15 protein-coding genes and 1 pseudogene are annotated in these 22,560 nt (G+C 59.5%); 4 read left to right on the top strand and 12 right to left on the bottom strand.

Annotation, left to right across the window (positions count from 1 at the left end):
* Positions 1-98 precede the first annotated feature (98 nt).
* The 12 genes from LV82_RS14260 to LV82_RS14205 form a co-directional block, all read right to left on the bottom strand.
* On the bottom strand, positions 99-938 hold the full coding sequence (locus tag LV82_RS14260; protein WP_104072818.1) for an NAD-dependent epimerase/dehydratase family protein: 840 nt from the start codon (positions 936-938) through the stop codon (positions 99-101).
* Positions 935-2,149, bottom strand: coding sequence for a pyridoxal phosphate-dependent aminotransferase (locus LV82_RS14255; RefSeq protein WP_104072816.1), 1,215 nt, complete (start codon positions 2,147-2,149; stop codon positions 935-937). The genes LV82_RS14260 and LV82_RS14255 overlap by 4 nt, the downstream gene beginning before the upstream one ends.
* Positions 2,146-2,919, bottom strand: coding sequence for an HpcH/HpaI aldolase family protein (locus tag LV82_RS14250; RefSeq protein WP_104072815.1), 774 nt, complete (start codon positions 2,917-2,919; stop codon positions 2,146-2,148). The genes LV82_RS14255 and LV82_RS14250 overlap by 4 nt, the downstream gene beginning before the upstream one ends.
* Entirely contained in the window at positions 2,919-4,130 is a 1,212-nt protein-coding gene (locus tag LV82_RS14245) for an NAD(P)/FAD-dependent oxidoreductase (RefSeq protein WP_104072813.1), read from the bottom strand. Before LV82_RS14245 ends, LV82_RS14250 begins: the two co-directional genes overlap by 1 nt.
* Positions 4,127-5,836 (bottom strand): hydantoinase B/oxoprolinase family protein, encoded by a 1,710-nt coding sequence (locus LV82_RS14240; RefSeq protein WP_104072811.1) that lies wholly within the window; start codon positions 5,834-5,836, stop codon positions 4,127-4,129. The genes LV82_RS14245 and LV82_RS14240 overlap by 4 nt, the downstream gene beginning before the upstream one ends.
* Complete coding sequence (locus LV82_RS14235; protein ID WP_104072809.1) at positions 5,833-7,920, bottom strand: hydantoinase/oxoprolinase family protein; 2,088 nt, start codon at positions 7,918-7,920, stop codon at positions 5,833-5,835. Before LV82_RS14235 ends, LV82_RS14240 begins: the two co-directional genes overlap by 4 nt.
* 100 nt (positions 7,921-8,020) lie before the next feature.
* Positions 8,021-8,923, bottom strand: coding sequence for a LysR family transcriptional regulator (locus LV82_RS14230; protein ID WP_104072807.1), 903 nt, complete (start codon positions 8,921-8,923; stop codon positions 8,021-8,023).
* Positions 8,924-9,655: 732 nt separating this feature from the next.
* A complete protein-coding gene (locus tag LV82_RS14225; RefSeq protein ID WP_104072805.1) occupies positions 9,656-12,775 on the bottom strand; it encodes a type I restriction endonuclease subunit R in 3,120 nt (1,039 codons plus the stop codon).
* 6 nt (positions 12,776-12,781) lie between these two features.
* A complete protein-coding gene (locus LV82_RS14220; RefSeq protein ID WP_104072803.1) occupies positions 12,782-13,960 on the bottom strand; it encodes an FRG domain-containing protein in 1,179 nt (392 codons plus the stop codon).
* The gene (locus LV82_RS14215; RefSeq protein ID WP_104072802.1) at positions 13,957-15,150 is read right to left on the bottom strand and encodes a restriction endonuclease subunit S; all 1,194 of its coding nucleotides are present in this window, start codon (positions 15,148-15,150) and stop codon (positions 13,957-13,959) included. The genes LV82_RS14220 and LV82_RS14215 overlap by 4 nt, the downstream gene beginning before the upstream one ends.
* Positions 15,143-16,681: a class I SAM-dependent DNA methyltransferase gene (locus tag LV82_RS14210; RefSeq protein WP_104072800.1), complete on the bottom strand. Its 1,539-nt coding sequence runs from the start codon at positions 16,679-16,681 to the stop codon at positions 15,143-15,145. The genes LV82_RS14215 and LV82_RS14210 overlap by 8 nt, the downstream gene beginning before the upstream one ends.
* Positions 16,681-16,863: a type II toxin-antitoxin system Phd/YefM family antitoxin gene (locus LV82_RS14205; RefSeq protein ID WP_072746518.1), complete on the bottom strand. Its 183-nt coding sequence runs from the start codon at positions 16,861-16,863 to the stop codon at positions 16,681-16,683. Before LV82_RS14205 ends, LV82_RS14210 begins: the two co-directional genes overlap by 1 nt.
* Positions 16,864-17,891: 1,028 nt before the next feature.
* Here LV82_RS14205 and LV82_RS14200 point away from each other — a divergent pair.
* From LV82_RS14200 to LV82_RS14180, 4 genes and pseudogenes are all read left to right on the top strand, one after another.
* The gene (locus LV82_RS14200) at positions 17,892-18,623 is read left to right on the top strand and encodes a hypothetical protein (protein ID WP_104072833.1); all 732 of its coding nucleotides are present in this window, start codon (positions 17,892-17,894) and stop codon (positions 18,621-18,623) included.
* Complete coding sequence (locus LV82_RS14195) at positions 18,623-20,848, top strand: Mu transposase C-terminal domain-containing protein (RefSeq protein ID WP_104072798.1); 2,226 nt, start codon at positions 18,623-18,625, stop codon at positions 20,846-20,848. The genes LV82_RS14200 and LV82_RS14195 overlap by 1 nt, the downstream gene beginning before the upstream one ends.
* Positions 20,845-21,810, top strand: a complete 966-nt coding sequence (locus LV82_RS14190; protein ID WP_104072796.1) for an AAA family ATPase — start codon at positions 20,845-20,847, stop codon at positions 21,808-21,810. Before LV82_RS14195 ends, LV82_RS14190 begins: the two co-directional genes overlap by 4 nt.
* Before the next feature lie 553 nt (positions 21,811-22,363).
* Positions 22,364-22,560: pseudogene (locus LV82_RS14180) on the top strand (AAA family ATPase); the annotation flags it as partial.

Here is a 22,560-nt window from a genome sequence, read left to right as displayed (position 1 = left end):
AGGTCACATAGTATCGGGAGTTTGGCGGCCCACTGAGACTGGTTCGCATTCGTCTGACAGCACCGCCCGCTGTGATCAATGCAACTTTTTCCATATGTTTAGTCCTTACCGGTATCGTCTGCGCCGAGGTTCAGATGGGCCAGGCCGCTATTGCCCAACTCCACGGCTGCAAATGGGCCGCCGTGGTGGGTGTTGGCGGGATCATGGGGATCCAGCGGGCCATCTGACGCATAGATTTCTGCGGCGAATTGCTCAGCGTTGTCCTTCGGGCGGTAGCCCAGGTGATGCGCCTTGGCGTTATCAACAGGTGCACGATCGTTGTTCGACACACCGTAGACCACGCTGAAGCCTGTGATGGGCGTGGTGATCGCGCGTTCCACCAAGTGGATCAGATCATCATAGCTGAGCCAGGTGCCCACAGCGCGTGAATTGGTTGGCTGCGCGCAAGACAGGATGCGCATGCAGACGGATTCCAATCCACGCTTGTCCCAGTAGAGAGAGGCGAGATCTTCGGCGAAACACTTGGCGAGCCCATAGAACGTATCGGGCTTGTGCGGCGCATCAATGCCAATGAAATCCGTCTTCTTGTGCATGCCAACCGCGTGGATGGACGATGCATAGACGACGCGGCGCAGCTTGTTGCGGTAGGCGGCCTCCCACACGGTATAGGCGCCGTAAAAGTTCGGTCCCCACAGCACGTCCATGGGCGCTTCGTCGCCGATCGCACCGAAATGCACGACCATGTCCGCGCCTTCCAGAAGCGCAACCATGGCGTCGAGATCGGTGATATCGGCTTTTACATAGGTTTCATTCGCAGCAAGATTCTTGACGCTGTCCGCAATGTCCGAGGATACAAATTCCTGGCACATCTTTGAAAGTGGTTCGCGCAGGTAGGAACCAAGGCGACCCGCCGCGCCGGTGAGTACGATCTTTTTCATGAAGTCAGTCCTTTGAGGTCAGAAACAGCGCGTTCAATACGATCCATCGCATCGTTTAGAACCTCTTCCGAGGCCGCTGTTGAAATTCGGAAAAACGGTGAAAGGCCATAGGCGCTGCCGGGCACGGCCGCGACGCCCGCAGCCTTCAGAAGATAGGCGGTCACATCTGTGTCTGTTTCAATCGTATCGCCCTGAGGGGTCTTGGCGCCAATCAGACCGGCGCAGCCGATCAGACCATAAAACGCGCCGCCCGGTGCGTCGAGCGTCAGGCCCGGGATCTGGGCCACACGCGCGACCACAAGGTCACGACGCGCCTCGAACGCCCGGCAAAAGTTGCGGACCTCATCTTGTGGCCCGTTCAATGCGGCCGCGGCAGCCGCTTGGGCGATGGAACACGCCCCGGACGAGATCTGGCTTTGCACTTTGGTCATCGCCGCGATCAGTTCCTTGTGCCCAGCACCATAGCCAATGCGCCAACCCGTCATGGCATAGGCTTTGGACACGCCGTTGACCGTCAGGGTGCGGTCTTTCAAACCCGGGCAAAGCGCCGCAAAAGATCTGAACACGCGCCCGTCAAACAGGATGTGCTCATAGATTTCGTCCGACAGGACCAACACACGCTCATGATCGGCCAGCACGTCGCCGAGTGCCGTGATCTCGGCATCCGAATAGACCGCACCCGATGGGTTCGACGGTTGGTTCAAGAGCAGCCATCGGGTCTTGGGCGTGATGGCGCCCTGCAATTGATCAGGCGTCAGGCGAAAGCCAGCCTCAGCCGGGCATTCCAGCGGCACCGGCACGCCTCCGAGAATCAACACGATGTCCTTGTACTGACCGAAATAGGGCGCGCAAAGCAGCACCTCGTCGCCCGGCTCCAGCGTGGCTATGAAGGCGTTGAACAATACCTGCTTGGCGCCGTTTGACACGATCACTTCGTCTAGCGCGTAGTCCAGAGCGTTTTCACGTTTGAACTTGTCCACGACGGCCTGCCGCATCGCGAGTGTGCCATTCGTCGGAGGATACTTTGTCTCGCCACGTAGGGCCGCCTGATGCGCGGCCTCTTTAATGTGGTCGGGTGTGTCGAAATCCGGCTCGCCAAGACCGAGATCAATGACGTCTTCACCGCGCGCCCTGGCCTCTTTTGCAGCCTGGCTGACCCAGGCAGATGCGGACGGTTTGACCTGAGCAAGACGCGATGAGGCGAAACTCATTGCAGCGCGCCCTTTGTTTGCGCCAGGGCCGCATCAGCGGCCCGCGCCAAAAGCCCCGTGTCTGTGGCAATGGCAACAAAGGTGAAGCCTTCGTTCAAGAGGTCAGCCGCAAAGGCGGGGTCCGTGACCAAGGTTCCAACCGGCATGCCCTTGGCAATCAGCTTTTGCGCCGCCGGTTTGATCAAGGCCCAGACATCTGGGTCCATCGGCTTGCCGAGCTTGCCAATATCGGCGGCAATGTCTGCAGGTCCAAAGAAGATACCGCTGACGCCATCGACCGCGCCAATCGCTTCGGCCTGTTCTACCGCCGCGCGAGTTTCCAGTTGCAGGAGAACAGCGGTTTCTTCCTCAACTCGAGCCACGTAATCGGTGATGCGCCCAAAGGCCGTTGCCCGGGTCGCGCCCGAGACGCCACGAACGCCGTGTGGCGGATAGCGCGTCGCCGCGACCGCTTGCTTGGCCTCTTCCACCGATTGGATCATCGGAAACAACAGGCCCGGCGCACCCAGATCCAACAACCGCTTGACCGCAACCGCGTCGTTCCATTCCACCCGCACGAGCGCCGTGGTCGGGGACGCCGCAAACGCCTGAAGCTGACCGAGTACGCTGAAGTAATCGTTGGCGCTGTGCTCCATGTCGATCAATGCCCAGTCGTATCCTGCGGTCGACACCACCTCTGCGGCGAAGTTGCTGCAAAGGCTGATCCAAAGCCCGACCTGTTTTTCACCGGCTGCAATGGCGCGCGCAAAGGGATTGGCGGGAAGCTTCATCAGATAATGGCTTTCTCGATGATCGGCCTGTTTGCCGGAATCCGCTCGTAGTTGAACGGTGTCAGATCAAGCGCGCGGTATTCGCCGTAGGTCAGCCACTCGGCAGTCCCGCGTCCCATGGCGGGCGATTGCTGCAGCCCGTGGCCGGAGAAGCCATTGAGGAAGATGAAGTTCGACAGTTCTGTGTGTGGCCCCATGATTGCGTTGTGATCAAAAGTGTTCATGGCATAGTGCCCGGCCCATTCTGATTGCACTTTGATCGCCTCAAACTGCGGGATGCGGGTCGCAAGGATGGGCCAGACGTGGCTTTCCCATAAGGAGTGATCCATCGCATAATCGTCAAAATCCACCGCAGGGTCGTAGTCGGAATGCCCGCCGCACTGATACGTGCCGCCGCCGTTTTCGCGCACGTGCACACCCGAGGGGTCGATGGTCAGCGGAAGGTCTTGATCCAGCGGTTTTTCGGCCTTGAATATCCACGAATAGCGTTTGCGCGGCTCCACCGGCACGTCGATGCCCGCCATCTGGGCAGTGCGTGCCGCACGTGGGCCGGACGCATTGACGACCTGACCACAGGCGATCACTTCGCCAGAGGCGAGAGTGACGCTTTCGACGCGGGTGCCTGCAGCGTTGCGGGTTATCGCCACAACTTCGTTCTGGACCCATTCGACACCACGTTCGCGGCTTTGGCGTCGCCACCAATCATTGACAGCGGCTCCGTCCCAATACCCCTCGTCCACCAGGTTGATGGACCCCAGCACGATGTCGTCCACATTGTAAAAGGGGTAAGCGGCCTTGATTTCTTCAGGTGTCATCAGCTGGGTTGCCGCACCAGCCGCCAATTGCACCTTTTGGCTTTCGCGTAGCACATCGGCAAAGCCTTCGTTGTCGGCAAAGTACATGTATCCGAAGGAGCGGATGCCAAGCTCCGGCACGCGTTCATCGCCGCCCATATAGCTGCGGATGTTCTTGACGAAGTCGGCGGCGAACTGGCTGATCCGCACATTGAGTTCCGTCGAGAATTGCTGCCGCATGCAGGAGTTCGTGTGCGTGGTCGAGCAGTTCTGATAGGTCATGTCCCGTTCGACGACGAGGACCGAGCCATCGAAATCCTTGTTGTCCGACAGAAACCAGGCGGTCGAGGCGCCCATGATGGCGCCTCCGATGATGACCACGTCATAGCTTTGCTGTGTTGGGCTTTGGTTGCTCATATCTGTTCCCCCCTGGCGACGGCAGATTGAACCGCCGCGATATCCTCGGCGGACAATCCATAATCCGTCCGAGCCGTTTCTTCAGAAATATATCCCCGTGCCAAATCGCGTTTCACAAGGTCCTTGGGGCGCTCTGCCGGATTGCCGTAGCCAGCGCCTCCGGGGAAGGCCATCACCACCCTGCGACCGTGGGGCACGAACTGCTTGCCCTTGACGCGCATCGCCGTTCCATCGTCCATTGCAATCGTCGTCGGCGCGCCGTTCCGGCCGCCGCGGCGACCCCGTGCGGGATACTGGCTGCGGTCGAACATGGCTTGGATGTCGAACTCGTGGCCTTCCTGCGCGCCGACTTCCATGTATTGCCCCAAACCGCCGCGCGTCCGGCCTGCGCCGCCACTGTCGGGGCGCAATTCCTTGCGCCAGATGATGACGGGGCCTGCGTGTTCTGTGGCCTCGATGGGCATCGTCATGACCCCGGAGGGGAAGGCCGTGGCGTTCAGGCCATCGTGCTCGGGCCGCGCGCCGGAACCGCCGGAGTTGAAGGTCAAAACTTCGGACCTGCGCGCATCCGCGGGGGCTGGCGCATCGCTGCGCGGGCGCAGGCTGACCTGGAAGTTGCACAGACATCCCGCGCCTTCGGCAGGCACCAAACCCGGTACGATCTTGTCAAAGGCGTCGTAGACCGCATCCGGCACAAAATGCCCCACGATGTGACGCAGAGCGACAGGCGCGGGGTGCAGCGCGTTGACGATAGAGTTTTCCGGTGCTGTGATTTCAAACGGAGCAAGCGAGGCTGCGTTGTTCGGTATCTCCGGCGCAATCGCCACTTTGAGCGCGTAGCAGGCGTAGGCCTTGGTGTAGACAAGCGGGCAGTTGATGCCCTTCTTGTCGAGGCCGGACGTTCCGGTGAAGTCGGTGACGATACGGTCTTTTTCAACGCTGACCTTCACCTTCAGCGTGATGGGCACATCAAAGCCGTCCATCGTCATCTCGCCGGTGGCGGATGTCTGCGGCAATGCAGCGATCGCCTCGATCGTCGCCCGGCGCGAATTGTCCAGAATGAACTCCGCGATGCCGTCCAGATGGTCGAGGTCAAACTCTTCCATCATGTCGATCAGGCGGCGGTGTCCGATCTCGTTGCAGGTTGCCAGCGCATAGATGTCACCGATCAGCTGGTCAGGTTCCCGTACGTTGCCCCTGATGATGCGGACAAGTGTTTCATCGACCACACCACGATCCGCGAACTTCATGATCGGGATGTACAGACCTTCCTCATAGACACTCTGCGCATCCGCGCCAAAGCCGCGCCCGCCGATGTCTACGATGTGGGCTGTGCAGGCGAAGAAGCCCACCAGCGTGCCCTTGTGGAAAGACGGCGTCACCATGGTGATGTCATGCAGGTGCCCCGTGCCCTCCCAAGGGTCATTGGTTATGTAGACATCGCCTTCGAACATGTTTTGCCGCCCAATCCGGCGGATGAAATGCGCGACCGCATCGGCCATTGCGTTGACATGGCCCGGCGTCCCTGTGACGGCTTGCGCCAGCATGTTGCCATGGGTGTCGTAGACGCCCGCCGACAGGTCCCCGGCCTCGCGGACCGAGGTTGAGAACGCCGTGCGCACCAGTGCCTGCGCCTGTTCTTCGACGACCGAAATCAGGCGGTTCCACATGACCTGATAGGCGACTTTCGAGTGTTCTTGGGTCATTGGACAGCTCCCTTCGCCACCACGTCGATACATCCGTCCGGTTGGCGGATGGCATCCCGACTGGCGGGCACGATGATGGTCGTCTCAGCTTCGGTTACGGCGGCTGGACCATGTACACGCTGGCCTGCCTCCATGAGGCTCCTGTCGATGACATGGGCATCAAGGTACTTCCCGGAGGCCGCATCAAAGATCTGCCGCGTGCCGTTCAGAGCAACCGGTGCATCGCCGTCTGTCGTTTCAATGCGCGCGACCTCTTCCGGTGGCGTGGTGGCGTTCACCGACCAGACGGTGATCTCGATATCCATGCCCGCGACGGGGCGTCCGAAAAGCTTGGTGTAGTCCTCTTCAAAACGGGCCTCAAAGGTCGCGGCGTCGGGGTTCATCGCCTGATCTTCGGTCAGATCAACCGGGATTTCCCAACCCTGACCGGTATAGCGCATGTAGACCTTGAACTCTGACAGGATCGGGCTGACGTCATCGCAGGTGCGCACGAAACCCGTTGCCTCGGCCTTGAGATCGGTCAGCAGGCTTTTGATCTTGTCCGCATCGAAATCGCTCAGCTTCATGTAGACCGACCGGTTGGCCTCAAAGCTGAACGGCGCGCGCAGGAAGCCTATGGCAGACCCCACACCTGCACCCGGCGGCACGAGCAGCCGCTCGATCCCCAGCTTTTCGCAAAGACGCCCGGCATGCAGCGGGGCGGCTCCCCCGAAGGCGATCATGGTGTACTCGCTCAGGTCCTCGCCATTCTCGACGGCGTGAACGCGGGCCGCGTTGGCCATGTTTTCGTCCACCACCTCGGCCACGCCAAAGGCGGCCTCGACCGCGTCCATGTCCAGAATGTCACCGACATGTGCGCTCAACGCCTTCTGCGATTGATCGGGATGGAGGGCGATCGAACCACCGGCAAAATTGTTCGGGTCCAACTTTCCCAGCACAAGATCGGCATCCGTGACGGCGGGACGCGTGCCGCCGCGTCCGTAGCAAGCGGGCCCAGGCTCGGACCCGGCACTTTCGGGGCCAACACGGATTTGCCGCATGCCGTCCACATGGGCAAGGCTTCCGCCGCCCGCCCCAATCTCGACCATGTCGATCACCGGGATCGAGATCGGCATGCCCGACCCCTTCTTGAACCGATACGTGCGCGCGACCTCGAACACGCGGCTGGTCTTTGGCGTCTGGTTCTTGATCAGGCAGATCTTGGCCGTGGTGCCACCCATGTCGAACGATAACACCTTGTCCAAACCATAGCGCGCCGCGATATGTGCTGCGAACACTGCGCCCCCGGCAGGTCCACTTTCGACCAGCCGAACTGGGAACTCGGCAGCGTTTTGGATCGAGATGATCCCGCCGCCTGAATGCATCAGGAAGATGCGGCAGGTGACACCTTCACGGCGCAGGCGATCTTCTAGCCGCCCAAGATACGAGGCCATCAAGGGCTTGATATAGGCGTTTGCGACGACCGTATTGAACCGCTCGTATTCCCGCATCTGGGGCGAGACTTCCGAAGAGATCGACACCGACACATCGGGCAGCCTTTCAGCCAGAACCTCGCGCACCAATTCCTCATGAGCAGGGTTCAGGTACGAGTGGATGAGCCCCACGGCGACGCTTTCGAACCCCGCTTCCGCGATCCGGTCCACCACTGCCTCGACATCCGTGCGATCAAGATCGACGAGTATTTCGCCTTTGGCGTTCACCCGTCCCGGGACAGTGAAACGCATCTGACGCGGCAACAGCGGATCAGGCAGGTTCAGGTTCAGGTCGTATTGTTCAAACCGGCTTTCGGTGCGCATCTCGATCACATCACGGAAGCCTTCCGTGGTGATCAAAGCCGTTTTGGCTCCGCGCCGTTCGATCAGCGCATTGGTGGCCAGAGTTGTTCCGTGGATGATCTGCTCAATGGCTGAGGGATCCACACCAGCCTTGGCGCAAACCTGATGCATACCGTCGATGATAGCGTTTTCCGGCGCAGCATAGGTCGTCAAGACTTTGACCGAGAATTGCTCGCCGCCCTTTTCGAGGACGACATCCGTGAAAGTGCCGCCGATGTCGACGCCCATGCGAATAGATTCGGCCTTCATTGCGATCTCCACTGCAGCACCTGAATTCATCGCATTAGGTCCCGCACGAAAGCAGAAATCAAATCAATAGATTTTCTACGCCCGATAAATTTTAGCTATCCTACACTTCCGCTGGCCGAACGGATGCTGCAATCTCACAAGCCTTGGCAACGAAGCGCGGTGCACGATCCGCGTTGAAACGGGCAAAAAACGAAAGCGGTGGCGCAATCCAATCCGACTTGAGAGACTGCAAGCGTCCGTCTTTCATCTCCTCCGAGACCAGGGAGCGGGGCAGCAACGCAACCCCCAAGCCTTCATTGACCATCGGAAGACACGCGGACAGAGCGCTTGAGTGAATGATCTTGCCCGCGTCATAGCCCTCCGTTGCAGCAAGATCGTGCAGCGCACGCGCAGCGCTCGTATGACGGGCATGGGTCAAGACGGCCTTGTCAAAGAAACGCGCGACCGATGTCCCGCCTGCCAGCTCGTTCGCAAGGTCCGTGTTGGCGACCCAGACATAAGGTTCCTCGGCCAACGCCTTTTCGCCGGTGGCTTGAAATGCAAAAGGACCGTTCTGCAGCGCCAGATCGAGCCGTCCCTCGCGCAAGCGCTCTTCAATCTGACGGGATAGATCGACCTCCAGCTCGACGCGCAGGTTTGGGTACTCTTGTCGCAAAAGCCGCAGGAAATTTTGCAGCCATGTGCAAGCCACAAGTTCTGTGACACCAAGCCGAAGGCGTTCTTGGATCAACTCTTGCCGTCCCGCTGCCTCCAACAGGGCTTCTCCGGCGCGAAGAATGTCCCGTGTTAGAACGAGGAGCTCCCGACCCTTCTCGGTCAGGCGTACGGAACCTGCATCTCGATAGAGAAGCGTGACATCCAAAGCCATTTCCAGAGCAGAAATCCGGGATGAGATGTTGGGTTGCGTCGTTCCGAGAGCAGTTGCGGCGGCGCGGAAGGTGCCAGTGTCCACGACAAAGGCAAAAGCTTCGAGTTGCTTTAGGGTTATCTGACTTTTTATCATTGCGTCCTACAGGATCAGTTTTCACGATCATGCATGACATTTCGCCGTAAGCAACTGGCATGAACTGCCGCAAGTTCTGACAAGCGACCATGGTCGCGATGGACCAACGGCAGACGCTAGGAATTACGAATGAGAGGTCGGCTTTGTTCCGCATCATTATCCTTGAGACGGCGCGCAGTGAATGGCTGAATGGGGCACACTCCACGCCACCAACTACTGGCTTCGGGCAGACGGAATCTGATCGGTATCAAGATTGCAGCGTGCGGTGGGGGAACCGTTGTCATTCGCTTGGAGGGTAGGAGTGATCATATCGAAATTAAAATCAATGGGTTAACGGCAGAGAAGGTCCGACCGCAGTCCCATTCCCTCCGCCACTTGTTTTCCCGAACTGTTTCTCTTGCCTCGCGCGCGCCCGGATTTTTCCGTTGTTTTCGAGGGTTATGCGGGAGGGGCTGTTCACCGCCGGCGGCGCCGAAGGCCTGAAATCGGTCTCTCCGGGCCGATACTCTCTGAACCTGTTGACTGCGCAGATTTGGTGAATTTTTCGCAAGGCTCTGGAAACACGTCATTATTTTGTAACGAAACCTGAACACTTTGATGTGGGTGGCATTCTCGCAGAAATGACCGGGATCGGACGTTCGCCAGCGTCCCGACGGGTGTGGAGCGCGCTGCCAGCGGTGCCGCGCCTCGCGGTGGGTTCAAATCAACATTGTTTTCTCGAACCAACGGCACTCAATTGGCCCATTGCGAAGACAGCGCTTCCGCCTGTTGCAGAACGGTCCTGATCGCAGCGTCCTGCAGGTCTGGAGGATACCCGTACTTACGCAAGATGCGTTTCACCAGAACCCGCATGCGTGCCCTTGCGGACTCGCGATGGGACCAGTCCACAGTCACGTTCGACTTGAGGCTCTCCAGAAGCTCGTGCGCGATCAGCTTGAGTGAATCGTTCCCAAGGACCTCGATCGCGCTTTCATTGGTGGCGAGAGCGTCGTAGAAGGCGATCTCTTCCTCGGTCAGGCCTTCTTCCTCGCCCCTCTTCCTGGCCTCTCGAATGTCATGCGCCAGTTCGATCAGCTCTTGGAGCACTTCGACAGTGCTGATCGCATTCGTGTGGTACCGCGCAACGGCCTGCTCCAACCGCTCAGAAAACTTCTTGCTCTCGACGACGTTTGACCGGGCGCGAGATCTGATCTCGTCGTTCAGCAGCTTCTTGAGGGCCTCAAGCGCTAGGTTTTTTTGTTCCATCTGCCGGACTTCTGCCAGGAACTCATCCGATAGTATCGAGATATCTGGCGACTTGAGGCCGGCCGCCGAGAGGATATCGACGATCTCTGTTGAAACCACGGACCTGTCGATGATTTGCTGAACGGCAAGGCGCTTGTCGGCGGCCGAGCCACCTGTACCTTGCGTCGCCTTTACAAGCGCCACCCGAACGGCCTGGAAGAAACCGACTTCATCGCGAATTGTCTGAGCCTCTTCGCTGGCCGCTGCCAAGGCGAACGCTTTCGATAGCGCAAGGACGTCGTCTTGGTACCGCCGAAGGGCCTTCTTTCTTGCTTCTTCGTCTGCCTCCTTGGCGGCTGCCGCGTGCTGGCGCTCCAGGATCCAGTTCATTGCTGCGGCGAGCGTCCGGAGGCGATCTGACGGTTCCCCGTTCAAGGCTTGGCTGTAGTCGAACCCATGGAAGTGATCCCGAACGACCTCGTAGCGCTTCAGCATTTCCGCCACCGCCTCGGCCTCATCAATGCCGGCTTGGCGCCGGTCGCTCTCGGAATACTGGCCCAACGCGTTCTTCAGGCTTTGCGCGATCCCGATGTAATCCACCACGAGACCGGCGGGTTTGTCCCGGAAGACGCGGTTCACCCGAGCGATGGCCTGCATTAGCCCGTGACCCTGCATCGGCTTGTCAATGTACATCGTATGCATCGACGGGGCGTCGAAACCCGTCAGCCACATGTCGCGAACGATCACGAGTTTCAGCGGATCGTCCGGATCCTTGGCGCGCTTCGCGATCAGATCCCTGCGCGCCTTGTTGCCGATGTGTGGTTGCCAATCCGCCGGATCCGATGCCGACCCTGTCATCACGATCTTGATGACGCCTGCATTGTCATCGTCGGAATGCCACTCGGGACGAAGCGCCACGATCTCGTTGTAAAGCGCGACGCAGATTCGCCGGCTCATGCAGACGATCATGCCCTTGCCATCAAGTGCGGCGAGCCGCCGCTCGAAATGCTGGACGATATCGGCCGCGACCATTTTCAGGCGCTTCTCGGCTCCAACCAGCGCCTCGACGTTTGACCATTTCTGCTTGAGCTTCTCCTGCTCAGAAAGGGCTTCGTCTTCTGTCAGCGCCTCGATCTCGGCATCGATCCTCGGCTTCTCCTCCTCGGGCAGCTCGATGCGAGCCAGTCGGCTCTCGTAGTAGATGGGCACCGTCGCGCCATCCTCGACCGCGCGGGTGATGTCGTAGATGTCGATGTAGTCGCCAAAGGCGGCGGGGGTGTTCACATTGTCCTTTTCGATCGGCGTTCCGGTGAAGCCGATGAAAGACGCATTGGGCAGCGCATCCCGGAGGAGTTTCGCGAAACCATAGGTGCGCTTGCCGGTCTTCGGGTCAATCTTTGCTCGGAATCCGTAGTGGCTCCGGTGGGCCTCATCGGCGATAACGACCACGTTGCGCCGGTCGGTCATCTTACCTTCCGACAGCTTCTGCAGGGTCGTGAAGATGATCCCGCCGGAGACACGGTTCAGGACCTGTTGCAGATGTTCGCGGCTCTCCGCCTGCTCGGGAGTCTGGCGGATCAGATCGCGGCACATGGAAAAGGTCTGAAACAGCTGATCGTCGAGATCGTTGCGGTCCGTGAGCACGACGATGGTTGGGTTCTCCATCTGGGGGTGGCGCACCAGCTGGCCAGCGAAGAACGCCATGAGCAGGCTCTTTCCCGAACCTTGCGTGTGCCAGATCACCCCGGCCTTGCGGTCGCCATCGACGGCAGTTGCGCGAAGTGTGCTCTGAACCGCCTTCTTGACCGCGTGGAACTGGTGGTAGCCGGCGATGATCTTGACGATCCCCGAGCCGGTGTCGCCAAACACGGTGAAGTCGCGGATGAGTTCCAGCAAGCGCCGCTTCTCGAAGACGCCCTCGATCAGCACGTCCATCTCGGGGCTGCCCTTCGGCGCCACCTCGCGCCCATCGGTGGTACGCCAGGGCATGAAGCGCTCCTCATTGGCTGTAAGGGAGCCAACCCGGGCCAAGGTGCCGTCGGAGATCACCAACAAGGCGTTGGTCCGAAAGAGTGAAGGAATCTCGGCCTTGTAGGTCTGAAGCTGATTGTAGGCGGCGGTGAGCGTCGCCGTCTCGGCACCCGGGTTCTTCAGCTCGATCACCGCCAGCGGCAGGCCGTTCACGAAGACGACCACGTCGGGCCGGCGGTTGCGGCCGTTCTCGATCACGACCATCTGGTCGACGACCAGCCAGTCGTTGGCGTCCGGGTCGTCAAAATCAACCAGGCGCACCTTGTCGCCGCGAATGGTCCCATCGTCGGCGTGAAACTCCACATTCACGCCTTCGACGATCAGCCGGTGAAGCCTGCGGTTTTCCTCGACAAGCGAAGCGCTTTCCGACCTCAGAACCTGCTTGATCGCCTCTTCGCGCGCCTCGGCGGGAATGTGGGGGTTCAGCCGTTCGACTGCCGCTTCCAGCCGCCCGTGCAGGATCACGTCATCATAGGCCGCTCGCTCGGGCGCGGTGCCGTCCGGGCCGATGACGGCATCAGGCGCGTTCGCATACCCAAGCTCGCCGAACCTGGCGATCAGGGCCTTCTCGATGTCGTCTTCGGTGAGGAAGGTCATTGAAATCTAATCGGCCTTGCGTTGGGCGCGGATCTCATAGAATCGGATCAACTCTTCAATGATCCGTTCTACTTGCTCCTGCGAAATCCCAAACGAGGAAAGCAAACGGCGGAACGCAACGCGCAGTTTAGCCTTGGCTCCAGGTCTTAGCCACCAGTCCGTCGATGCTTCCTCAGCAAATTTCTCGTCTATTCTGTTCGCAAATCGCGATATTTCTAGATCTTCTGCATTTTCTCCGATTATTTTTTCCAGTATTTTGGCAACAAGCTTCGGTGCCTCCTCTCCCCGTACTGCTTGCGCCGCAACATCAATTCTCTTTTTATCAGCTTTCGATTTGTTTTCTTTTTGTTTGCGTCTCTCGGAGACCAATTTTTCAAGCCAAATATTGCAGTAATCAGAGGCGCCTGATGGATCCGGAAACAGACTTGCGTGATGTATGTTCATTTTTTGAAGCATGTGCAGACACTGTTCTCGACCTTCGTTTGGAATATGGATTTTTCCGATGTACTGAGAAAGCTCTTGCGGATCGTCGGGACCAATTGAGCCGACATCCAAAAGTGCATTCAATATCGAGGTAACGAGATTATCATTTCCGTCCGGCGTCACCGTGAACAAGCCAGCCTGGTTTACGAGGCGACCATTCTCACCCAAAGAAGGCTCAAAAAACAACTCGGGCAATATTTCTTCTAGTCTCGATCGATCCAAGTAAAAAACCGCTCGACTTGGATTTTCCTTCTCATACCTTGGGTCTTCTCTTACGAATGCAAAGAACAGCGCAACAAAGGGCGACTCCGTCCAATCCAAAAGCGGAGTTGCCAGCCCAAAGTGTTGCCCGAATGCCCATACCTCATTGCTGTCCTGCTTGGAGAGGTCAAAGCTGCGACCACGCATCATCAGAAGAAACTTGGAGCGCATGCGGTCGGCCATATCTGATGGGATCGCGCCTCCATCGAAGACTCGGGTCAAAGTCGACTCTAGCGGCCAATCGTAACGCCGTTGCCCACGGTAAATGACCTCACGCGCCGCACGCGCCTCGCCCACACTGATGATATCAACGAAAGCTTTCCAGCTCTCCACACGACAAGCGGGAACGAGCCCATCGATGGATGTGTCGACCACATCAAAACTTGGCCACAAAGGAAGCTTCTCGTAGTAGGGTTGCTCCGCAAGTTCCGGCCCACTCATACCATGCCCTCCACGATCTTCTCGGCCTCGGCCACGCGGAGCTCGCCGCACATGAGCCTGGGCAGCAGCAGGTCGCGGGTCTGGGCGAGGGTGCGGGATTCGCGTTCGTTGGCGTCCATGCGGTTACGCAGGGGACCTACCAGGGTTTCGAATGCGTCCAACACCGCCGAGCCGGGCCATACAATGGGCAGGCGGTAGGCGTTTTCGCGGTTGAGACCGGGCACGGCGGCATCCGTGTTCATTTGGTCAAGCCCAAGGGTTTGAAGCAGATAGTAGCAATACACCAAGGCGACCTTCGGCTTCACGAAAAAGACGGTATCAATCGGGAAGCAAGGGGCGGGTTGCCAATACAAGCTTCCTACAGTGCCCTTCCGACCAACGATAATCGTTGGGTGCTCAACCAGCGCTTCATTGTGAAAGCCGGTGATGCCGCCCGAGCCATATACTGGCACGTCCCCGGGCAGTCGTTTCTTTGCCGGAAGGGATTTCCCGTAGGCCAGTTCCAATATGTCTCGGAGGCATTTCTCCTCCCACCCCTCGGGGATGCCCTGGTCGTCGAGGCGGGCGGGGAAGAGGGGCCAGAGGTCGGGGGCGAGGTACGGCTCGCGGCCTTCGATCCCCGCATTCCCTGTCGCGGCAGAGCCGCTCCCCGCCTCTTGCATCTTGGCGCGGGTGGGGCCGAAATCCACGAACCAGTCCTTGAACAAGGCCCGCGCCATGGCCTCCAGCGTCGCATTCATCCGCCGGTTCAGCTCGATCTTGTCGTCAAGGGCCGAGAGAACCGCCGCGATGGCGCGTTGTTCTGGGAGCGGGGGAACCGTCAGCGCTCGTGGATAAACTGCGGCGCGTGGTGTCGATGGGACCGGCGACCCATCATCAATCTCCCCCAGTTTATCGTTAACCATTGCGTAATAAAGCCACCGCATGTCCAAATCTTTGGACTTCGGCCTCACATAATAGGCAGTATCAATAACGAAGAACGGGTTTGGAGAGAAATGGACGCCCCTATAGGCACCTTTTCGACCAAGAATGATGCCTGGGCCGGGGGCCAATGGCTTGTCTACCCACCCGACTGGGCCGTTTGTCCCGTAGACACGATATGGACCTACCGCGTTTTGATACCCTCTGATAGCCTTGCCGTATTCGAGCGTTATTTCGTTACCCCAAGTAGACCGTCGCCACTCACCCATCGACCACCCCCGCCAGTCGCTCGCGAATGACTCCGGTCAGCCGGTCGGCCTCGGCGAACTGCTCCTCCAGCTCGGCCTGCAGCTCGGCAAATCGTTCCGGGAAGGGCGTGTCGTCTTCCTCTGCCGCCTCGACGCCCACATAGCGGCCCGGGGTCAGCACGTGGCCGTGTTGGCGCACCTCATCAAGGCTCGCCGCCTTGCAGAAGCCGGGGATGTCGGCGTAGCCCTCGCCCTCGCGCCATCGGTGATAGGTGTCGGCGATCTTCGCGATGTCCTCGTCCGAAAACTCGCGCCGGGTGCGGTCCACCATGTGGCCCAGCTTGCGGGCGTCGATGAACAGGATCTCGCCGCGCCGGTCGCGCAGGCGCTTGTCCCGCGCGATGCCGTTCGACTTGTCGCGCGCCAGGAACCACAGGCAGACGGGGATCTGGGTTGAATAGAACAGCTGTCCCGGCAGGGCGATCATGCAGTCGATCACCTCGCCCTCGATCATCGCCTTGCGGATCTCGCCCTCGCCCGACTGGGTGGAGGACATGGAGCCGTTGGCCAGCACCACGCCCGCCGTGCCGGTGGGCGAGAGGTGGTAGAGGATATGCTGAAGCCAGGCGAAGTTGGCGTTGCCCTTGGGCGGCACGCCATATTTCCAGCGCGGATCGTCACTCAGCCGGTCGCCGCCCCAGTCGGAGACGTTGAAGGGCGGGTTGGCGAGGATGAAGTCGGCCTTGAGGCTGGGGAACTCGTCCTTGTGGAAGGAGCCTTCGGAATTCCAGCGGATGTCGGCGTCGATCCCGCGCACGGCAAGGTTCATCCGGCAGAGCCGCCAGGTGGTGTGGTTGCTCTCCTGGCCGTAGATGGCGATGTCGCCGATGCGGCCGCCGTGGGCCTCGACGAAGCTTTCCGACTGCACGAACATGCCGCCCGAGCCGCAGCAGGGGTCGTAGACGCGGCCCTTGTAGGGCTGTAGCATCTCGACCATCGTTTTCACGACCGAGCGGGGGGTGTAGAACTCGCCGCCGCGCTTGCCTTCGCTGCCGGCGAACTCCTTGAGGAAGTATTCGTAGACGCGGCCGAAGAGGTCCCGCTCCTGCCCCTTTTCGGTGCGGGTGGAGATGTTGGCGATGAGGTCGATCAGCTCGCCCAGCATGATCGCCGAGAGCGCGGGGCGGGCATAGTCCTTGGGCAGCACGCCCTTGAGCGACGGGTTGTCCTTTTCGATCGCCAGCATGGCGTCGTCGATGATCTTGCCGATGGTGGGCTGTTTCGCGTTGGCCTGCAGGTGAGACCAGCGGGCCTCCTTCGGCACCCAGAAGATGTTGTCGGCGAGGTACTCGTCGCGGTCTTCAGCGCCTCCTGGGTATTCGGCCATCAGCTCGGCGTGCTTGGCCTCGAAGCTGTCGGAGATGTGCTTGAGGAAGATCAGGCCGAGCACGACGTGCTTGTAGTCCGACGGCTCCATGTTGCCGCGCAGCTTGTCGGCGGCCTTGAACAGCTCTGCCTCGATGCCGAGGGGGGCGTTGTTCTTCGTTGCCATCACTCTTCACCTTCCAGTCGGGATGGGGCGACCTTGTTGCCGGTCAGCCTTTCGTATTCTTCGACGGACAGGACCACGACGACCGGGCGCCCGTGTTTCTCGACCACCACCGGCTCGGCGCGGGCGAGGTCGATCAGACGGCCGAAGTTGTACTTGGCGTCGCGGGCGGAAAGTGCGGTCATGGGTGGTCCTCCCGGCCCCAGAAATGGCCGAAATGGCTATTAGATTCAATCGGGAATTGAAACTTTCATCATTGGCTGGCGCTGAGCTGACAAGGTGAGCGGAGCAGCATTTTTTGGCTTCAGCTCAAGGCAAAGGCGGAACGAGGGCCCCGTACAGGCCAAGGTGGGCAAAAAATCCTTCGAGCTGGTAGGAAATATTTCCGGCCTCTCAGGCCGCGAAAACCCTTCCTCGACCGAAAATCCCGCGGCCAGTTTTTGCTATGTCCGGCAATGGCATCTTCCTGACCGTCGACCGGTTCGCGGGCATGAGTGCGAATGGCTGAGAGACCTGCAAGGCGTGCGTGGTGAGGGTTGCCCACGTGCTTGCAGCGGTTAGAAAGACCCTGCCGGGAAAATCCAGCCGAGGACTGCGCCGACCTGGCCGGACCTACCCATACCCTCGGGTATCAATGCCGCTGTTCCTTTCGGCTTCTACATCTGGCGCAGCTGGAATCCACGACCGCAAGATATTGATCCGCCTCCTTCGAAGCGTCCGTTCCGACCTCGAAAGCGAATGGTTCCAATTTCACTGAACAACCCCAGCCCACGGCCAGTTCGAACAGGTTATCCACATAAACCATCCGAATTTTGCGCCGGGGGACTTTGAGGACGAAAATTTTCCTCATAGGTCGTCGTTACCGAGCAGCGGCAAGACCGGTCACCACGGGGGTGACTGCAGAATTCGCAGGCTGTTCGGAGTGCGAATATTTTAGTGGGAAGGAAAGTCTAACTACATGAAATAAAATAATAATTGACTCGAATCGCAACGCCCTGAACGTTGCGCTTCGTCTCGCCCCGAGGGGGCCGCACCGGGTTCCAACGGGGTCAAAGAAAAAGGCACGCCCGAAAGCGTGCCATGAAGGTGGGGCAGATCGCCCGTCAACTCTTGCCAGACTAGAGGCCGAAAACGGCCCAGGCAAGCGCGATCCCTGTCCCGACGATGGAAATGCATGAACTCGATCGCACCGGCGTTCGGGAACGGAGAAGTCATGGCAAATCAACAGGACTGGGATACTTCGCTCGGCGAACAGAAAAAGCAGCCTGCCCTGCGGGTGGGGCCGATCTTCGGCGTCCTGCCTTATGATGGCTATCGCAATCCGCTGACCCGCAGTTCGACGACCTCTCGGGTATCAATGGCAATCGCAACGCCTGCGACCGGCGGTCAGCGCAAGGTCTATCACTTCGATGGGCAGCGCGAGATGGCGGTTGCACTGGAGGCGTTGTTGAGCCCTGAATTGTATGGGCTGGAGGTTCAGCTTCCGCCCATCCCGTATCGTGGCCGCAACGGAAAGCTGCGGTCCCACAGTTTCGATCTGCGGATTACCTTTCGCGACGGGTTTCGGCGGGCGGTGTTCGTACGCAACGGCCGGAGCCTCGCGCGCCCGGAAACCCAGGCCGAAATCGAAGCGATCTTCGAGGCGACACCAAAATCTTTCGCCGATGACAAGGTCGTCGTGAACGGGGATCAATACACGCGAGGATACCGGGACAACCTGCTTCGGGTCTGGGAAGCCTCGAAAGCCGCGGACCCGGACGTTGACGCGTATGTTCTGGATCGCGCCCGCAGCACCACGTTCTGGCTCATGAAAGACCTGATCGCGCGCTGCGATCTGCCTTCGGGCAAGACCTTTGACGCCATCCTGCGGCTGATTGGCCAAGGGCTCCTGGGCGCGAACTGGCACGCGGTCATCTGGCCGCATTCCCGGATCTGGCTGGCCTGATGGCGCCGCGTGCTCTTTATAAGGTTCCGCAGGGGTCCGAACTGATCCTTGACCGGCGGCGGTGGCATGTCGTCGGGAAGGATCCGGGCGGGTACGCCGTGGAAAGCCTCGAGGATGGCGAGTGCGTCACGCTGTCATTCGATCGGGTGGACGAGGCCCTGAAGTGTGGCGATGCCCACCTCATCACCCCGAAAGAGGCCGAGAGCAAAAGGAAGCTGCTGGAGTATACGGGCGGCTATGAGCGCGTTGAGCAGCTTCCGGAACAGGAGCGCCGGGATGTGCGGGCCCGATTGGGCCTCGTGCATGCCATGGAAAAGCTCGAGGCCAGTGGCGCGAAGCTCACGCAACGCTATCTCGATCGCAGGGATGTCAGGAAGCGTCTGCGCAAGATGGCCGTCAAACTGTCGGGAGACACGAAGCTGTTCCGCTGCGCGAATATCGGGAGTGCGTCCAACCCACACGCGCTCCCGAAAGGGCGGAAACTCCAGGAGATGCGCCAAGTTTTCCTGGAGTTCGATCGCAATCCCGTAGTCCTCATGCGTCGGCACAACAAGAAGGGCTGGCAGAAAGGGAAAAGCCGCCTCTGCATGACTCAGGAGCGGTTCATCGATTTCGTCCTCGATAAATTCCTCGACCTCAGGCAACCAAAACTTGGCACGCTCTACACGGATGCCAAGGAGGTATTCGACGTTCCTGAGGAGGCGGTTCTGCAGGGGTTTGAGTTTCCGTCGATCACTACTGTCCGGAAACGGGCAAAGGCGGAGAGCTCGCTCGTCAAGGAGATTGGCCGCAATGGCGGGCGATACGCCCAGAACAAGTTCGGCGCCGGCTCCACCGATATTCGGGCCCTGAAATTCGGAGAGACCTGCGTGACCGACCAAGTCTATTTGTCGATCTTTACGGACTCATCGGGCGAAGAAAAGATCAGGGAGATCGACCGAAAAAAAGAAGGTACGCCTTTGGAGGAGGGCGAGGTCCGGCGCCTGTGGCTGTTCTACATGATGGATCTGGCAACGCGCCTGCCTCTGGCCTGGTTGCTTTCCGAAACCGCCGATGGCGATCACCAGAAGAAACTTCTGCGGATGGCGATGCGCGACAAGACGCGAGAGAAGATCCGCTATGGCTGCACGCACGATCCGGCCCCACCAGTCCGGCCGAAGCTTGTGAAGTCGGACAACGGTACGGCGACCAGGAACGAGGACATCTATGCCAGCCTGCTTGGCATGGGCACGACCATCGTGACCGGCCGTACATACAATTCGGTCGACAATTCCTTCGGGGAACGCCCGTTCGGCACCCTCCAGTGGAGGCTTCTCAACTTCCTGCCCGGTTATGTTGGAAGTGGCCCCGGGGAATTGAATGGATATGACGGCAAGAAGAATGCGGAACTCACTCCGGAGAAACTGATGGGGTATGTTTCGCGCTTCTTCGTCGATGAATACCCGCATGATCGTCACAACGGCACCGGCATGTTCAGCGCGACCCCGATGCAGAAGCTCGACGAAGTCACCAAATACTTTGGCGAAATCGACGCGCCGGATACCGAGATGCTGCGCATCCACCTGGGGGAAAAAGCCACGGCAACAACCTCGTCCGAAGGGGTCAAGATCTTCGGGATCCCGTACAACTCGGGTGAGCTGCAGAAATTCGCAGGCGGCAAGCGGAAACGCGTGACGGTCTTCCTGAACCCGGACGATCTGCGACACGTCACGGTGATCAGCGATGAGACCAAAGACGTGATGACCGCAGATTTGCGGATGACCACCTTTGCCGACCTGACCCTGGAAGAGGCCATTGCTGTCATGCGGGCGGCGGTTGAAGACAACCCGGAAAAACGCGCGTTGCACGAAGAGCATCTCAAAAAGGCCCGTGCCCGTCGCGTCAGGGAGTCCGGTTACTTTCCGGATTCCAACCTGCCTTCGTCCTATGAGCGGATGGAAAAATACCGACGGCTGGCGGAAGAGATGGCGCATGTGGAATTGGTTCCGCTGCCACGTTCCGCACCCACGACACTCCCCGGCCAGGTCATGAAGCGCGACGAGAGTACCCCTCCCGCAGCCTTGCCTGCTTCAGAAATCGAAAGCCCGCCGGCAAGTATGCGTGAAGACGCGATGCCTGAATCTCGGAAGGACCATGGCCACGATCAGAAAGGTCCGCCCGAAACCCCGGACACCGCCCCCAGGCCAGGCCGGACCTTCAAACCCATAAAGGAGAGCAAACTGTGAGTGAATTCGTCATCCCCGGCATCCGCAGCACGGCGGCAAGCACCGCCGATCGGGTCTTTCCCCTTGAACGGGCCACGAGGCTCAAGACCGAGTTCGCCCGGGTGTTCAGCCAGCATCTCGGCAACCTGGAGAGCGGAGCGCGGTTCGAGACCGAGTGTATCCTTGTGACTGGGCAATCCGGAAGCGGGAAGACCAGAGAGATTGCCGAACTTCTCAAACGGTTCAACGCAAGCGGCATTCCGTTGCCGGGCGGCCGCCCGGCCCGGTTCGCCGAGTGCATTCTGAGTGGAACGCAGAGCTGGAAGGATCTGGGGCGCAATACGATCCGGGCCTTGGAATACCCGCTCAACGACAAGGCACGTTTAACCCAGGCTGAGATCTGGGAGCGTGTCGTGACCGAGGCCCGGCTCGCCGGGGTCGTGGGGATCCACTACGACGAGGCACAGCACATCTTCCGCAAGAAGAATGAGGCCGACCGGCTTGCGATCCTCGACTCGTTCAAGACGCTCATGAAGTCCCATGACTGGCCCCTCATCCTGATCTTTTCGGGGGTACCGGAACTGGAAGATTACCTGCGCCAAGAGCCCCAACTCCACCGGTTGGTCAATCGCATCGAGTTTGAAGATGTTTCACTGCCAGAAGACTATGACACGGTCCATGAGATCGTCGGCAGTTATGCCCTGCAGGCCGGTCTCGAGGTGGATGAGGCCATCCTCACCGAAGACTTCTACCACCGCCTTGCAACGGCCGGTGCTTTTCGTTGGGGCCTGATCATCAAGCTGACCATCGGCGCCGTCGGAGTTGCGCGCGTTGCCAGGGCAGTTGAATTGCAAGTGGGGCATTTCATCGACGCCTGGGTCTCGAAAACGCAGGCCAACCGCGCGGCGACCCCCTTCACCCACAGAGCGTACGAGACGATGTACCGCAAGGATCATCCCTTCCTTGAAGCGCTGCGGCAGTAGCGCCACCCACAATCCGACCTTCATGCAAGCCCGTGTCCCAAACACGGGCTTTTTTCATGCTGGCAGTGAGGCCGGCGGCATGCAAAAAAACTTCGAAAAAAGTTTGCGCGGGCTTATTGTTGCCTGCGCGAATTTATTGTTTTCGAGCGAATTTTTAGTCTCGTAACGCATTGAAAAAGCTTGGCTTTTCGAGATCGCCGAATCACCCTTTGTTCTTTTTGCGCGCACTTCTGGTTGCTTTGGCAATAAGTGCCAAAATAACCAGAAGTGCGCGCAAAGGAACGAAATAGTGCGCGCAAGGTGGTAGGCTGGTTGATGCGGTAGTCGGCTTTCAACGAAGATTATGTCGTAAAAACAATGGCTTGTGAGGCATCACCCTGCGCCCGACCTGCTTGCCATCCGCTTCCCGTCCCCCCTGATTTGACACGCCGCCCCGGATCGCGTCACTGGAGGCAATCAGGTTCCGGAACCTTTCACACCCATCAGTCCCGCCCGCCCCGGCGGTGAGGACAACGGCACGGCAAGCCCTGTCGCGCCACGAAAGGATTCTGCGATGCCCCGTGCCACGACCACGATTCCATTCCATGCTCTGCGGTTCGAAGACGACCTGCCGACGTTGCACGAGGTCGAGCGGCGTCTGAAGTCATTCCTGCGCGCCCTCCGCAGGCAACGCCAGGCCGCCCAGACCGGTGACGATGAGGGCGATCGTGACAAGATGGATCAGTTCTTCGACTATCTGAATGAGGCCGA

Origin of the sequence: Albidovulum inexpectatum, assembly GCF_002927635.1 — a bacterium.
GTDB lineage: Bacteria > Pseudomonadota > Alphaproteobacteria > Rhodobacterales > Rhodobacteraceae > Albidovulum > Albidovulum inexpectatum.
Note: the sequence above shows the minus strand (reverse complement) of the source record. Positions and strands in the feature narration are given on the sequence as shown.

Coding starts and splice junctions, on each gene's coding strand:
- LV82_RS14250 (WP_104072815.1), bottom strand. CDS start 2,919: ATGAAGCTTCCCGCCAATCCCTTTGCGCGCGCCATTGCAGCCGGTGAA.
- LV82_RS14240 (WP_104072811.1), bottom strand. CDS start 5,836: ATGACCCAAGAACACTCGAAAGTCGCCTATCAGGTCATGTGGAACCGC.
- LV82_RS14255 (WP_104072816.1), bottom strand. CDS start 2,149: ATGAGTTTCGCCTCATCGCGTCTTGCTCAGGTCAAACCGTCCGCATCT.
- LV82_RS14210 (WP_104072800.1), bottom strand. CDS start 16,681: ATGGCAACGAAGAACAACGCCCCCCTCGGCATCGAGGCAGAGCTGTTC.
- LV82_RS14195 (WP_104072798.1), top strand. CDS start 18,623: ATGGCGCCGCGTGCTCTTTATAAGGTTCCGCAGGGGTCCGAACTGATC.
- LV82_RS14235 (WP_104072809.1), bottom strand. CDS start 7,920: ATGAAGGCCGAATCTATTCGCATGGGCGTCGACATCGGCGGCACTTTC.
- LV82_RS14230 (WP_104072807.1), bottom strand. CDS start 8,923: ATGATAAAAAGTCAGATAACCCTAAAGCAACTCGAAGCTTTTGCCTTT.
- LV82_RS14245 (WP_104072813.1), bottom strand. CDS start 4,130: ATGAGCAACCAAAGCCCAACACAGCAAAGCTATGACGTGGTCATCATC.
- LV82_RS14225 (WP_104072805.1), bottom strand. CDS start 12,775: ATGACCTTCCTCACCGAAGACGACATCGAGAAGGCCCTGATCGCCAGG.
- LV82_RS14215 (WP_104072802.1), bottom strand. CDS start 15,150: ATGGGTGAGTGGCGACGGTCTACTTGGGGTAACGAAATAACGCTCGAA.
- LV82_RS14260 (WP_104072818.1), bottom strand. CDS start 938: ATGAAAAAGATCGTACTCACCGGCGCGGCGGGTCGCCTTGGTTCCTAC.
- LV82_RS14200 (WP_104072833.1), top strand. CDS start 17,892: ATGGCAAATCAACAGGACTGGGATACTTCGCTCGGCGAACAGAAAAAG.
- LV82_RS14205 (WP_072746518.1), bottom strand. CDS start 16,863: ATGACCGCACTTTCCGCCCGCGACGCCAAGTACAACTTCGGCCGTCTG.
- LV82_RS14220 (WP_104072803.1), bottom strand. CDS start 13,960: ATGAGTGGGCCGGAACTTGCGGAGCAACCCTACTACGAGAAGCTTCCT.